This window comes from Bradyrhizobium sp. RP6 (assembly GCF_003837805.1).
Lineage (GTDB): Bacteria > Pseudomonadota > Alphaproteobacteria > Rhizobiales > Xanthobacteraceae > Bradyrhizobium.
The window spans coordinates 98,941-111,979 of the sequence record NZ_RQIT01000018.1 but is presented as its reverse complement, the minus strand read 5'-3'; the positions used below and the strand labels follow the sequence as shown (position 1 = coordinate 111,979).

At 64.8% G+C, this 13,039-nt stretch carries 9 protein-coding genes; 8 read left to right on the top strand and 1 reads right to left on the bottom strand.

Annotated elements, in window-relative coordinates:
* The first annotated feature begins 323 nt into the window (after positions 1–323).
* The 8 genes from rimP to pnp all read left to right on the top strand — a co-directional run bounded on the left by rimP (position 324) and on the right by pnp (position 10,727).
* Positions 324–1,079, top strand: coding sequence for a ribosome maturation factor RimP (gene rimP, locus EHH60_RS27125; RefSeq protein WP_124162444.1), 756 nt, complete (start codon positions 324–326; stop codon positions 1,077–1,079).
* Positions 1,080–1,081: 2 nt separating this feature from the next.
* Positions 1,082–2,692: a transcription termination factor NusA gene (gene nusA / locus EHH60_RS27120; protein ID WP_124162443.1), complete on the top strand. Its 1,611-nt coding sequence runs from the start codon at positions 1,082–1,084 to the stop codon at positions 2,690–2,692.
* A gap of 23 nt (positions 2,693–2,715) precedes the next feature.
* Entirely contained in the window at positions 2,716–3,399 is a 684-nt protein-coding gene (locus EHH60_RS27115; RefSeq protein WP_124162442.1) for an RNA-binding protein, read from the top strand.
* Between the two features lie 70 nt (positions 3,400–3,469).
* Positions 3,470–6,178 carry a translation initiation factor IF-2 gene (gene infB / locus EHH60_RS27110; protein ID WP_124162441.1) on the top strand — a complete coding sequence of 903 codons (2,709 nt, stop codon included), beginning with the start codon at positions 3,470–3,472 and terminating at the stop codon, positions 6,176–6,178.
* A 153-nt stretch (positions 6,179–6,331) separates the two neighbouring features.
* Positions 6,332–6,802: a 30S ribosome-binding factor RbfA gene (gene rbfA / locus EHH60_RS27105; protein ID WP_124162440.1), complete on the top strand. Its 471-nt coding sequence runs from the start codon at positions 6,332–6,334 to the stop codon at positions 6,800–6,802.
* The gene (truB, locus tag EHH60_RS27100) at positions 6,799–7,917 is read left to right on the top strand and encodes a tRNA pseudouridine(55) synthase TruB (protein ID WP_199752066.1); all 1,119 of its coding nucleotides are present in this window, start codon (positions 6,799–6,801) and stop codon (positions 7,915–7,917) included. The genes rbfA and truB overlap by 4 nt, the downstream gene beginning before the upstream one ends.
* Positions 7,918–7,919: 2 nt before the next feature.
* Positions 7,920–8,189: a 30S ribosomal protein S15 gene (gene rpsO, locus EHH60_RS27095; RefSeq protein WP_124162439.1), complete on the top strand. Its 270-nt coding sequence runs from the start codon at positions 7,920–7,922 to the stop codon at positions 8,187–8,189.
* Between the two features lie 375 nt (positions 8,190–8,564).
* Positions 8,565–10,727 carry a polyribonucleotide nucleotidyltransferase gene (pnp, locus tag EHH60_RS27090; protein ID WP_124162438.1) on the top strand — a complete coding sequence of 721 codons (2,163 nt, stop codon included), beginning with the start codon at positions 8,565–8,567 and terminating at the stop codon, positions 10,725–10,727.
* A gap of 140 nt (positions 10,728–10,867) precedes the next feature.
* Here the strand turns inward: pnp and katG are convergent, their stop codons facing one another.
* Positions 10,868–13,033 (bottom strand): catalase/peroxidase HPI, encoded by a 2,166-nt coding sequence (gene katG, locus EHH60_RS27085; RefSeq protein ID WP_199752064.1) that lies wholly within the window; start codon positions 13,031–13,033, stop codon positions 10,868–10,870.
* Positions 13,034–13,039 lie beyond the last annotated feature (6 nt).

Genomic DNA, 13,039 nt, shown 5'->3' with positions numbered 1-13,039 from the left:
CCCTTGGTTCAAGCCGCCCCACGATCGGGGAATTTAGGCCTGCTTGATGAATGAAGCGTTGCGCAGGGTCCGCAGATCGGCGCAAAAAGGCCCCGTTCCCGCTGCGATGGGCCTTGTCCGGGCGGGCGGAAAGCGCTATATCAGCGCGAATTCATCTTCTCATACGATCCGCGTAGTGAGAGTGGGCCCGCAAGGACCCGCTCTTTTTTATTACCTGAACGCGGCTTGGCGAAAGATGCGGCCCGACGCGCTGTCGGGAGAGTTCCGAAACGGGCTTTGAAGTCGTAACCAAGCCTTAACCATCGAGCGCCCCGACCCTGGACATGACCGAGCCGAACCCTGGTTCCACGGATGCCGAATTGTTGGCCGAGCCGCGGCTCGTGGTCGAGCCGGGCGTCGCGGCACGGGTGTCCGCGGTGGCTGCTCCCGTGCTCCAGGGTATGGGCTACCGTCTGGTGCGGATCCGCATTTCCGGGGAGGCCGGCTGCACCGTGCAGATCATGGCCGAACGGCCGGACGGCTCGATGCAGATCGAGGATTGCGAGGCGATCTCGCGGGCATTGTCACCCGTGCTCGACGTCGCCGATCCCATCGATCGCGCTTACCGGCTGGAGATCTCCTCGCCGGGGATCGACCGCCCGCTGGTGCGCCGCTCCGATTTCGAGCGCTATTCCGGACATCTGGTGAAGATCGAGATGGCGGTCGCGCATGAGGGGCGGAAGCGCTTCCGCGGCACGCTCGGTGCCGTCGAAGGCGACCGCGTGCATCTGCATCGCGACGATGCCAAGGCCGGCGACGATGCCGACGTTCTCCTGACCATGGAGGATATCGGCGAGGCACGGCTGGTGCTGACCGACGAGCTGATCGCGGAATCCATGCGCCGCGGCAAGGCCGAGGAGCGCAAGATGCGCAGGGATCTCGGACTGGAGCCGCCGGCTGCACCGCACGCGGAGATCAGTGCGAAGATCACCAAGAACACCAAGCCGAAGAAGAAGCCGGCCCCGACCAATACGAAGAAACATCGCCTGGCCGCCGAACGCGCGCGGCGGGGCGAGATCGAGCCTGACCAAGGAGACTAGCCATGGCAGTCAGCGCCAACCGACTTGAATTGCTTCAGATCGCCGATGCCGTTGCACGCGAGAAATCGATCGACCGCGGCATCGTCATCGCGGCGATGGAGGACGCCATCGCCAAGGCGGCGCGGGCCCGTTACGGCAGCGAAACTGACGTTCATGCCGAGATCGACCCGAAGAAAGGCGAGCTGCGGCTGTCGCGCCACATGCTGGTGGTCGACAAGGTCGAAAACCATTCCAACCAGATCTCGCTGGTGGACGCGCAGCGCGCCAATCCCGGCGCCCAGGTCGGCGACACCATCGCGGACACCCTGCCGCCGCTGGAATATGGCCGCATCGCCGCACAATCGGCCAAGCAGGTGATCGTGCAGAAGGTGCGCGAGGCCGAGCGCGACCGGCAGTACCAGGAATTCAAGGACCGCATCGGCGACATCGTCAACGGCGTCGTCAAGCGCGTCGAATATGGCAGCGTAATCGTCGATCTCGGCCGTGGCGAAGCCATCATCCGCCGCGACGAGATGCTGCCGCGCGAAGTGTTCCGCAACGGCGACCGCGTCCGCGCCTACATCTTCGACGTCCGCCGCGAGACGAGAGGCCCCCAGATCTTCCTCTCCCGCACCCATCCGCAGTTCATGGCAAAACTGTTCGCGCAGGAAGTTCCCGAGATCTATGACGGGATCGTCGAGATCAAGGCGGTGGCCCGCGATCCCGGCTCGCGCGCGAAAATCGGCGTGATTTCCCGCGATTCCTCGGTCGATCCGGTCGGCGCCTGCGTCGGCATGCGCGGCTCGCGCGTGCAGGCCGTGGTGAACGAGCTGCAGGGCGAGAAGATCGACATCATTCCCTGGTCGCCCGATATCGCGACCTTCGTGGTCAACGCGCTGGCGCCGGCGGAAGTCTCCAAGGTCGTCATCGACGAGGACCGCGAGCGCATCGAGGTCGTGGTGCCCGACACCAACAACCAGCTCTCGCTGGCGATCGGCCGCCGCGGCCAGAACGTGCGTCTGGCCTCGCAGCTCACCGGCTGGGACATCGACATCCTGACCGAGCAGGAGGAATCGGAGCGCCGCCAGGCCGACTTCGAGAACTCCACCCGCGTCTTCATGGAATCGCTCAACGTCGACGAGGTGGTCGGCCAGCTGCTGGCGTCCGAAGGCTTCACCTCGGTCGAGGAACTCGCAATGGTGGATGTCAAGGAGCTCGCCGGAATCGAGGGCTTTGACGAGGAGACTGCGCAGGAGCTGCAGAACCGCGCCCGCGAATATCTGGAGCAGCAGGAAGCCGAGATCGAGGCCAAGCGTAAGGAGCTGGGCGTCGAGGACGCGCTCAAGGACGTGCCCGGCGTGACCTCGAAGATGCTGGTGAAGTTCGGCGAGAACGACATCAAGACGGTCGACGACCTCGCCGGCTGCGCCACCGACGATCTGGTCGGCTGGACCGAGCGCAAGGAAGGTGGCGAGCCGACCAAGCACGCCGGTGCGCTCGATGGCATCGACATTTCCCGTGACGACGCCGAAGCGATGATCATGCAGGCCCGTGTCAAGGCCGGCTGGATCACCGAGGCCGATCTCGCCAAGCCTGCTGAAGAGGCTGCGGCGACTGAAGACCAGCCGGCGTAAGGGCCGAGGAGGATGTCGCCCGGATGCTCGCCAGCATTGACAGCGAACTCGACCATGGGCCGCGGACCAAGAGGTCCGCGACCATGCGCATGTGCGCGGTCAGTCGCGAGGTCCGCCCCATCGACGAGCTGATCCGCTTCGTCGTATCGCCGCAAGGCGAGGTGGTTCCCGATCTCAAGCGCAAGCTGCCCGGACGCGGCATGTGGATCACCGCCTCACGCAAGGTGGTTGCAGAAGCCGTTCGTCGTCACCAATTTAGCAAGGCCTTCAAGCGCGACCTGCGCATCCCTCAGACGCTTCCCGCCGACATCGAGGCGCTCCTGGTTCGGAGCGTGACGGAAGCCCTTGGGATCGCCGCCAAGGCGGGCCAGGTCGTGGCCGGCTTCGGCAAGGTCGAGAGCGCCCTTCGGGAAGGCACGGTCGAGGTCCTGATCCATGCCAGCGACGGGGCCGCGGACGGAATCCGCAAATTGGACATGCTGGCGCGTCAAAATGTCGGAAATCGCGGCGCTCAGCCGCAGATTCCCGTCGTAACCGCTCTGAAATCGATAGAATTGGATTTGGCACTCACCCGGTCAAATGTGATACATGCTGCGCTGCTCGCGGGCCCGGCGAGCAGGTCATTCCTGTCACGTAGCCAGATGCTGGTCCGATACCGGATGGCGGACGATGACAAGACTGCCGAAAAGCACGGCCAGGATTTCTGAGAGACAACGACGACCCAATTGGACGGTGCGGCAACGCACAACACCGATAAATCAGGATTAGGACTGCTGAATGGTTGATACCAAGACCCCTGGCGACAAGAAGCTGAGCGTTCCGAGCAAGACGCTATCGCTCAAGCCGCGCGTCGAAACGGGGACCGTGCGCCAGAGCTTCAGCCATGGCCGCAGCAAGCAGGTCGTGGTCGAGAAGCGCGGCAAGCGCCGCATTGGCGATGGTCCCGAGCCGCACGTGCCTGAGGTGGCTGCGAAGCCGGCGCCGGCCGCACCCGCCGCGCCGTCGCGCCCGGCTCCGCCCGCCCCGCCTCGCAACGCCGGTTCCGGCGTGGTGTTGCGCACCCTGACCGAGGACGAGCGTTCGGCCCGGGCCAGCGCGCTGGCCGATGCCAAGCTGCGCGAAGTCGAAGAACGCCGCCAGGCCGAGGAAGAGGCCCAGCGCCGCGCGGTCCGCGAGGCCGCCGAACGCGCCGAGCGCGAAGCCGCCGAAGCCCGCCGCAAGGCCGAGGACGAGCGCCATCGCCACGAGGACGAAGCCAAGCGGAAGGCAGAGACCGAGGCCAAGAAGCGGTTTGGCGAAGGCGAGCAGCCGACATCGGCCGCGCGTCCCGCAACCGCTGCACCGGCGTCGCCCGCGCCGCGGCCCGGCGCCCCCGCGGCCCGGCCAGGAACCCCCACGACCCGCCCGGGAACCACGACGGCGCGTCCCGCGACGACGACCGCGCAGCGTCCGGGTGCACCGGCAGGTCGCGGCCCCGCAGTTGCAGCCGAGCCCGATGAGGACGAGGCTCCGCGTCAGATCCGGCGCGGTCCCGGCGGCGCCGCGCGTCCCGTGCCTCCGCCCAAGACCACCCACAAGCCCGGCCCGCAGAAAGAGCGCGGCCGCCTCACCGTGGTCACCGCGCTCAACGCCGACGAGGTGCGCGAGCGCTCGATCGCCTCGTTCCGCCGCCGCACCCAGCGCCTGAAGGGCCATGCCTCGAACGAGCCGAAGGAAAAGCTCATCCGCGAGGTGGTCATTCCGGAAGCGATCACCATCCAGGAGCTCGCCAACCGCATGGCCGAGCGCGCGGTCGACGTCATCCGCATGCTGATGAAGCAGGGCGCGATGCACAAGATCACCGACGTGATCGACGCCGACACCGCGCAGCTGATCGCCGAAGAACTGGGCCACACCGTCAAACGCGTTGCCGCGTCGGACGTCGAAGAAGGCCTGTTCGACACCGTCGACGATTCCACCGACACCGAGACGCGCTCGCCCGTCGTGACCGTGATGGGTCACGTCGACCACGGCAAGACTTCGCTGCTCGACGCACTCCGCCACGCCAACGTCGTCTCCGGCGAGGCCGGCGGCATCACCCAGCACATCGGCGCCTATCAGGTGGTGTCGCCCGAAAGCGGCAAGAAGATCACCTTCATCGACACGCCCGGCCACGCCGCGTTCACCGCGATGCGCGCCCGTGGCGCCAAGGTCACCGACATCGTCGTGCTGGTGGTCGCGGCCGATGACGGCGTGATGCCGCAGACGGTCGAAGCCATCAACCACGCCAAGGCGGCGCGGGTGCCGATCATCGTTGCCATCAACAAGATCGACAAGCCCGACGCCAAGCCCGAGCGCGTGCGCACCGAGCTGCTCCAGCACGAGGTGCAGGTGGAGTCCTTCGGCGGCGAGGTCGTCGACGTCGAGGTGTCCGCCAAGAACAAGACCAATCTCGACAAGCTGCTCGAGATGATCGCCCTCCAGGCCGAAATCCTCGACCTGAAGACCAATTCGCAGCGTCCGGCCGAAGGCACCGTGATCGAGGCCAAGCTCGATCGCGGCCGTGGTCCGGTCGCGACCGTGCTGGTGCAGCGCGGCACGCTTCGCGTGGGCGACATCATCGTCGCCGGTGCCGAAATGGGCCGTGTCCGCGCCTTGATCTCGGATCAGGGCGAGACCGTGCAGGAGGCAGGTCCCTCGGTGCCGGTCGAAGTGCTCGGCTTCAACGGTCCGCCCGAAGCCGGCGATCGTCTCGCAGTGGTCGAGAACGAAGCCCGCGCCCGTCAGGTCACCAGCTACCGCGCGCACCAGAAGCGCGAGAACGCGGCAGCCTCGATCTCCGGCATGCGCGGCTCGCTCGAGCAGATGATGTCGCAATTGAAGACGGCGGGCCGTAAGGAATTCCCGCTGATCGTCAAGGCCGACGTGCAGGGCTCGCTGGAAGCGATCCTCGGCTCGCTGGAGAAGCTCGGCACCGACGAAGTCGCAGCCCGCATCCTGCATGCCGGCGTCGGCGGTATCTCTGAATCCGACGTGACGCTGGCCGAAGGCTTCAACGCCGCGATCATCGGCTTCTCGGTTCGTGCGAACAAGGAAGCCGCTGCGGCCGCCAAGCGCAACGGCATCGAGATCCGCTACTACAACATCATCTACGACCTCGTGGACGACGTGAAGAAGGCGATGAGCGGCCTGCTCGCGCCGACCTTGCGCGAAACCATGCTGGGCAATGCCGAGATCCTGGAGATCTTCAACATCTCCAAGGTCGGCAAGGTCGCCGGCTGCCGCGTCACCGACGGCACCGTGGAACGCGGCGCCAATGTGCGCCTGATCCGCGACAACGTCGTGGTGCACGAAGGCAAGCTGTCGACGCTGAAGCGCTTCAAGGACGAAGTGAAGGAAGTCCAGTCGGGCCAGGAATGCGGCATGGCCTTCGAGAGCTACCACGACATGCGTGTCGGCGACGTGATCGAGTGTTATCGCGTGGAGACGATCCAGCGCTCCCTGTAAGTCCAAATCTTACCGAAGCGTTCGGATCTTTTTGAACTGAGATTGCGGGAGTGCGATGGCCGGATTTTTCCGGCCATCCACCCCTCTTCGTTTCAACAGGAAAACGACAATGCCCGTGTCCCAAGTACGGGCATGACGAGGTAATTTTCGAGAATGCCACGCCATCATCAGAAGAAGAGTTCCGCGCCCGGCGGGGGCTCGCAGCGTCAGTTGCGCGTCGGCGAGCAGGTTCGCCACGCGATGGCCGACATTCTGGCGCAAGGCAATGTGCATGATGCGGATCTCGAAGGTCACATCATCACCGTGCCGGAGGTGCGGATGTCGCCCGACCTGAAGCTCGCGACGGTCTACGTGATGCCGCTCGGTGGCCGCGACACCGAAATCGTCATCGCGGCGCTCGAGCGCAACAAGAAATTCCTGCGCGGCGAGATCGCGCGGCGCGTTAACCTGAAATTTGCACCTGACATTCGCTTCCGCGTCGACGAGCGATTCGACGAAGCGGAACGGATCGAGAAGCTTTTGCGAACACCTGCGGTGCAGAAGGACTTGGACAAAGACCTGGACAAAGATCTGGACAAGGACCTGGAACAGAATCCGGCTTCGGATCGGGAAGAAGAGCAATGACGATGGACCCGGCTCACGACACGATCGGCGGCAGCGATGCCGATCAGCGCGATGTGCAGAAGAATAATTTCGCGGAGTTGGGAAGCGATGCCCGGCCGCATCAGGAGCCGCGCCGCGTCAACAACGATCCACGCGCCAAGCAGCAGAAGGGCAACCAGCCGCGCCGAGACCGCCGCGACGTCCATGGCTGGGTCGTGCTCGACAAGCCGATCGGCATGACCTCGACGCAGGCGGTTGCCGTGCTCAAGCGCCTGTTCAACGCCAAGCGCGCCGGCCACGCCGGTACGCTCGATCCGCTCGCCTCGGGCGGGCTGCCGATCGCACTCGGCGAAGCCACCAAGACCGTCCCCTTCGTGATGGATGGCCGCAAGCGCTACCAGTTCACGGTCTGCTGGGGCGAGGAGCGCGATACCGACGACATCGAGGGCCGCGTCACTGCAACCTCCGACCAGCGCCCGGCCCGGGACGCCATCCTGGCCCTCCTGCCGCGCTTCACCGGGGTGATCGAGCAGATTCCGCCGCGCTATTCCGCAATCAAGGTCCAGGGCGAGCGCGCCTACGACCTTGCCCGCGACGGCGAGGTCGTGGAACTGGCCCCCCGGCCGGTCGAGATTCATCATTTAACCCTTGTAGATCAACCAGATAAGGACCGGGCCGTATTCGAGGCCGAATGCGGCAAGGGCACCTATGTCCGAGCCCTGGCCCGCGATATGGGCCGGATTCTCGGCACTTACGGCCATATCTGCGCGCTGCGGCGGACCCTGGTCGGCCCATTTGGCGAGAACGACATGATTCCGCTGGATCAGTTGGAGGGTTTGTGCGATAGAGCCGCGTCCGGCGAGGGCAGCCTCGCCGACGCGCTTTTGCCCGTTGAGACCGCGCTGGACGACATCCCGGCACTGGCCGTCACTCGGGCTGATGCGGCAAGGCTCCATCGGGGCCAAGCCGTTTTGTTGCGCGGACGGGATGCGCCCACTTGTAGCGGCACAGTCTATGTCACGGTGGCAGGCCGGCTTCTCGCGCTTGCCGAAGTCGGCAATGGCGAAATCATCCCCAAGCGTGTGTTCAACCTGACCGGCCTGACTGCCAGCTCCGGTCGCAACGAGAGAAATTGACGATGTCGATTGCCGCAGAACGCAAAGCGGAAGTCATCAAGACGAATGCCACCAAGGCCGGCGACACCGGCTCGCCCGAGGTTCAGGTCGCGATCCTGTCGGAACGCATCACCAACCTCACCAACCATTTCAAGACCCACGTGAAGGACAACCATTCGCGTCGCGGCCTCTTGAAGCTGGTCTCGACCCGCCGCTCGCTCCTCGACTATCTCAAGAAGAAGGACGAGGCGCGGTACAAGGCGCTGCTCGAGAAGCACAATATTCGTCGTTAAGTGTTCCTGCGCGCGCCACTGGCGCGCGTTTTCGCACGTGGTTTCGAACGAAAGCGCTTCCTTAAAGGTTTTTGATCGAGGCTGCGTGCGCGTCGGATGCGCGTCTTTGAGGATTCGCATCCGGGCATGAAGAGCGAAGGCCGCGGTCGGTGTTCGCGTTCGTGCCGACTGACAGTCCAGCAGCAATCCGGCGGCTGGGCACAACGGGCAAGGCGCCCGTATGACCCGAAAGGATGGACGCCATCCGAAATCCAAAAACCATGGCAGGATCGCAGGACGCTGATCATCCGCTCCGATCAGCGTCCCGCAATCTTGCGCATGGTTTTTGTTTTTCGAAGCGTCCCTTGTTTCGAGAACCCATGAAAGAAGACCACTATGTTCAATAAGCATTCAGTCGAGATCGACTGGGGCGGACGCCCACTCAAGCTCGAAACCGGCAAGATCGCGCGTCAGGCCGACGGTGCCGTCGTCGCCACCTATGGCGAGACCGTGGTACTCGCCACCGTCGTTGCGGCGAAGGCGCCGCGCGAAGGCGTCGACTTCCTGCCGCTGACCGTCGACTATCAGGAGAAGACCTACGCTGCAGGCCGCATTCCCGGCGGCTATTTCAAGCGCGAGGGCCGTCCGACCGAGAAGGAGACGCTGGTCTCCCGCCTGATCGACCGTCCGATCCGTCCGCTGTTCGTCGACGGCTGGCGCAACGAGACCCAGGTGATCGTCACCGTGCTGTCCCACGACATGGAGAACGACCCCGATATCGTGGCGATGGTCGCGGCCTCGGCTGCCCTGACGCTGTCCGGCGTGCCCTTCAAGGGTCCGATCGGCGCGGCTCGCGTCGGCTTTGCCAATGATGAATTCGTCCTCAACCCGACGCTCGACGAGATGGTCGACACCCAGCTCGACCTCGTCGTCGCCGGCACCGCCGACGCGGTGCTGATGGTCGAATCGGAAGCCAAGGAGCTCAACGAAGACGTGATGCTCGGCGCCGTGATGTTCGGTCACCGCCACTTCCAGCCGGTCATCAACGCGATCATCGAGCTCGCCGAGAAGGCCGCGAAGGAGCCGCGCGAAGTCACCGCGATCGACAATTCGGCGATCGAGCAGGAGATGCTCGGCCTGATCGAGCAGGAGCTGCGCGCCGCCTATGCGATCCCGGTCAAGCAGGACCGCTACGCCGCCGTCGGAAAGGCCAAGGAAAAGGTAATAGCCCACTACTTCCCGGAGGGCCAGGAGCCGAAATACGACAAGCTCCGTATCGCCGGCGTGTTCAAGGAGCTGGAAGCCAAGATCGTTCGCTGGAACATTCTCGACACCGGCAAGCGCATCGACGGCCGCGATTCCAGGACCGTGCGCAACATCGTCGCCGAAGTCGGCGTGCTGCCCCGCGCCCATGGCTCGGCGCTGTTCACCCGCGGCGAGACGCAGGCGATGGTCGTGACCACGCTCGGCACCGGCGAGGACGAGCAGTACATTGACGCGCTGTCCGGGACGTACAAGGAAACGTTCCTGCTGCACTACAACTTCCCGCCCTACTCGGTCGGCGAGACCGGCCGCCTCGGCGGCACCAAGCGCCGCGAAATCGGCCACGGCAAGCTGGCCTGGCGCGCGATCCATCCGGTGCTGCCGCCGCACCACGAGTTCCCCTACACGGTACGCGTGGTGTCGGAGATCACCGAATCCAACGGCTCTTCGTCCATGGCATCGGTCTGCGGCGCCTCGCTGGCGCTGATGGATGCGGGCGTACCGTTGAAGCGGCCCACCGCGGGCATCGCGATGGGCCTGATCCTCGAGGACAAGCGCTTTGCGGTTCTCTCCGACATCCTCGGTGACGAGGACCATCTCGGCGACATGGACTTCAAGGTCGCCGGTACGGAAGCGGGCATCACCTCGCTCCAGATGGACATCAAGATCGAGGGCATCACCGAAGAGATCATGCGCGTCGCCCTTGGCCAGGCCAAGGAAGGCCGCATCCACATCCTCGGTGAGATGGCCAAGGCGCTCACCAACGCCCGCGCCGAGCTCGGCGAATATGCGCCGCGCATCGAGACCTTCAAGATCCCGACCGACAAGATCCGCGAAGTGATCGGCACCGGCGGCAAGGTGATCCGCGAGATCGTCGAGAAGACCGGCGCCAAGGTCAACATCGAGGACGACGGCACCGTGAAGGTCGCCTCCAGCGACGGCGAGGCCATGAAGGCCGCGATCAAGTGGATCAAATCGATCGCCTCCGAGCCCGAAGTCGGCCAGATCTACGACGGCACCGTCGTCAAGGTGATGGAGTTCGGCGCCTTCGTGAACTTCTTCGGCTCCAAGGACGGCCTCGTCCACATTAGCCAGCTCGCGGCCAACCGCGTGCAGAAGACCTCCGACGTCGTCAAGGAAGGCGACAAGGTCAAGGTCAAGCTGCTCGGCTTCGACGATCGCGGCAAGACCCGCCTGTCGATGAAGGTGGTCGATCAGACCACCGGCGAGGACCTCGAGGCCAAGGAGAAGGCCGCCGAGGGCGAGAAGGCCCCGCGCGAAGCGGCGGGCGAGTAAGCACTCGCACCACTGCGAAAAACACGAAGGGCGGCCGAGAGGCCGCCCTTTTTGTTTATGCTCGCTCCGGGCGATCTATGCCCCCTCTCCCGCTTGCGGGAGAGGCTGCACCGAGCCGTGGCGGGATCAGCTAGACTAGCTCACGCTACGATGTCGTATCGATCGAGGTTCATCACCTTGGTCCATGCCTTGGCGAAGTCCTTGACGAACTTCTCCTTGGAGTCCGAGGTGGCATAGACCTCGGCGAAGGCGCGGAGCTGCGAGTGTGCGCCGAAGATGAGATCGACACGCGTGGCGGTCCACTTCACCGCGTTGGTCTTGCGGTCGTGCCCCTCATAGGAGCCGTCGGCCGACGGCGCCCACTGCGTGCTCATGTCGAGCAGGTTGACGAAGAAGTCGTTGCTCAGCGTGCCCAGCTTCGACGTGAAGACGCCGTGCTTCGAACCGTTCGCATTCGCACCGAGCACCCGCAGGCCGCCGACCAGCACCGTCATCTCCGGACCGGTCAGCCTCAGCAGCTGCGCGCGATCGACCAGCGCCTCTTCAGGATGCATGAACTGATGCCGCTTGCCGATATAGTTGCGGAAGCCATCGGCCCGCGGCTCCAGCGGCGCGAAGGAGGCCGCATCCGTCTGCTCCTGCGAGGCGTCCATGCGGCCGGGCGTGAAGCCGACCTTGACGTCGACGCCGGCGTCCTTGGCGGCCTTCTCGACCGCGGCGGTGCCACCGAGCACGATCAGGTCCGCCAGCGAGACCTTCTTCGCGCCGGATGACGCATTGAAGTCCTTCTGGATCGCTTCGAGCTTGCCGAGCACCTTGGCGAGCTGGGCCGGCTCGTTCACCTCCCAGTCCTTCTGCGGCGCGAGACGAATGCGCGCGCCGTTGGCGCCACCGCGCTTGTCGGAGCCGCGGAACGTCGAGGCCGACGCCCAGGCGGTCGAGACCAGCTCGGGCACCGAGAGGCCGGAGCCCAGGATCTTGGTCTTGAGGGCGGCGATATCCTGATCGCTGACCAGCTCGTGATTCACGGCCGGAATCGGATCCTGCCAGATCAGCGTCTCCTTCGGCACCAGCGGGCCGAGATAGCGCTGGATCGGACCCATGTCGCGATGGGTCAGCTTGAACCAAGCGCGGGCGAAGGCGTCGGCGAACTGATCCGGGTTCTCCAGGAAGCGGCGCGAGATCTTCTCATACACGGGATCGAAGCGCAGCGAGAGGTCGGTCGTCAGCATCGTCGGCCGATGCTTCTTCGACTTGTCGAAAGCATCGGGGATGATCGCCTCGGCGTTCTTGGCCGTCCACTGCTGCGCACCAGCCGGGCTCTTCGTCAGCTCCCATTCGAAATTGAACAGGTTCTCGAAGAAGTTGTTGCTCCACTTGGTCGGCGTCGTCGTCCACGTCACCTCGAGGCCGCTGGTGATGGAATCAGCACCCAGGCCCGACGCGTGCTTGCTCTTCCAGCCGAGGCCCTGATCTTCCAGCGCGCCCGCTTCCGGCTCCGGACCAACCAGCGACGGATCGCCGGCGCCGTGAGTCTTGCCGAAGCTGTGGCCGCCGGCGATCAGCGCCACGGTCTCTTCGTCGTTCATCGCCATGCGGGCGAACGTCTCGCGGATGTCCTTGGCCGCAGCGACCGGATCCGGCTTGCCGTTCGGCCCCTCCGGATTGACGTAGATCAGGCCCATCTGCACCGCGCCGAGCGGCTCGGCGAGCTGACGCTCACCGCTGTAGCGCTCATCGCCGAGCCAGGTGCCTTCCGGACCCCAATAGAGCTCTTCCGGCTCCCAGACGTCGACGCGACCGCCGGCGAATCCAAAGGTCTTGAAGCCCATCGATTCCAGTGCGACGTTGCCGGCGAGCACCATCAGATCAGCCCAGGAAATCTTGCGGCCGTATTTCTGCTTGATCGGCCAGAGCAGACGGCGCGCCTTGTCGAGATTGGCGTTGTCGGGCCAGCTGTTGAGCGGCGCGAAGCGCTGCTGACCGGCTCCGGCGCCACCGCGGCCGTCGGTGATGCGGTAGGTGCCCGCGCTGTGCCAGGCCATGCGGATCATGAGGCCGCCATAGTGACCGAAGTCGGCGGGCCACCATTCCTGCGAATCCGTCATCAGAGCGGTCAGGTCCTTGATGACCGCATTCAGGTCGAGCGACTTGAACTCCTTGGCGTAGTCGAAGTCCTTGTCCATCGGATCGGACTTTTCCGAGTTCTTGTGCAGGACCTCGATGTCGAGCTGCGTTGGCCACCAGTCGCGGTTGGTACGCGCGGGTTTTCCGCCCGAAAACGGGCACTTCGAAGTGTCGTCCATGAATAC

Bases quoted from the DNA above. Each gene is read 5' to 3' on its own strand.
- rpsO (WP_124162439.1), top strand. From the start codon at position 7,920: ATGTCGATTGCCGCAGAACGCAAAGCGGAAGTCATCAAGACGAATGCC.
- EHH60_RS27115 (WP_124162442.1), top strand. From the start codon at position 2,716: ATGCTCGCCAGCATTGACAGCGAACTCGACCATGGGCCGCGGACCAAG.
- rbfA (WP_124162440.1), top strand. From the start codon at position 6,332: ATGCCACGCCATCATCAGAAGAAGAGTTCCGCGCCCGGCGGGGGCTCG.
- katG (WP_199752064.1), bottom strand. From the start codon at position 13,033: ATGGACGACACTTCGAAGTGCCCGTTTTCGGGCGGAAAACCCGCGCGT.
- truB (WP_199752066.1), top strand. From the start codon at position 6,799: ATGACGATGGACCCGGCTCACGACACGATCGGCGGCAGCGATGCCGAT.
- rimP (WP_124162444.1), top strand. From the start codon at position 324: ATGACCGAGCCGAACCCTGGTTCCACGGATGCCGAATTGTTGGCCGAG.
- pnp (WP_124162438.1), top strand. From the start codon at position 8,565: ATGTTCAATAAGCATTCAGTCGAGATCGACTGGGGCGGACGCCCACTC.
- nusA (WP_124162443.1), top strand. From the start codon at position 1,082: ATGGCAGTCAGCGCCAACCGACTTGAATTGCTTCAGATCGCCGATGCC.
- infB (WP_124162441.1), top strand. From the start codon at position 3,470: ATGGTTGATACCAAGACCCCTGGCGACAAGAAGCTGAGCGTTCCGAGC.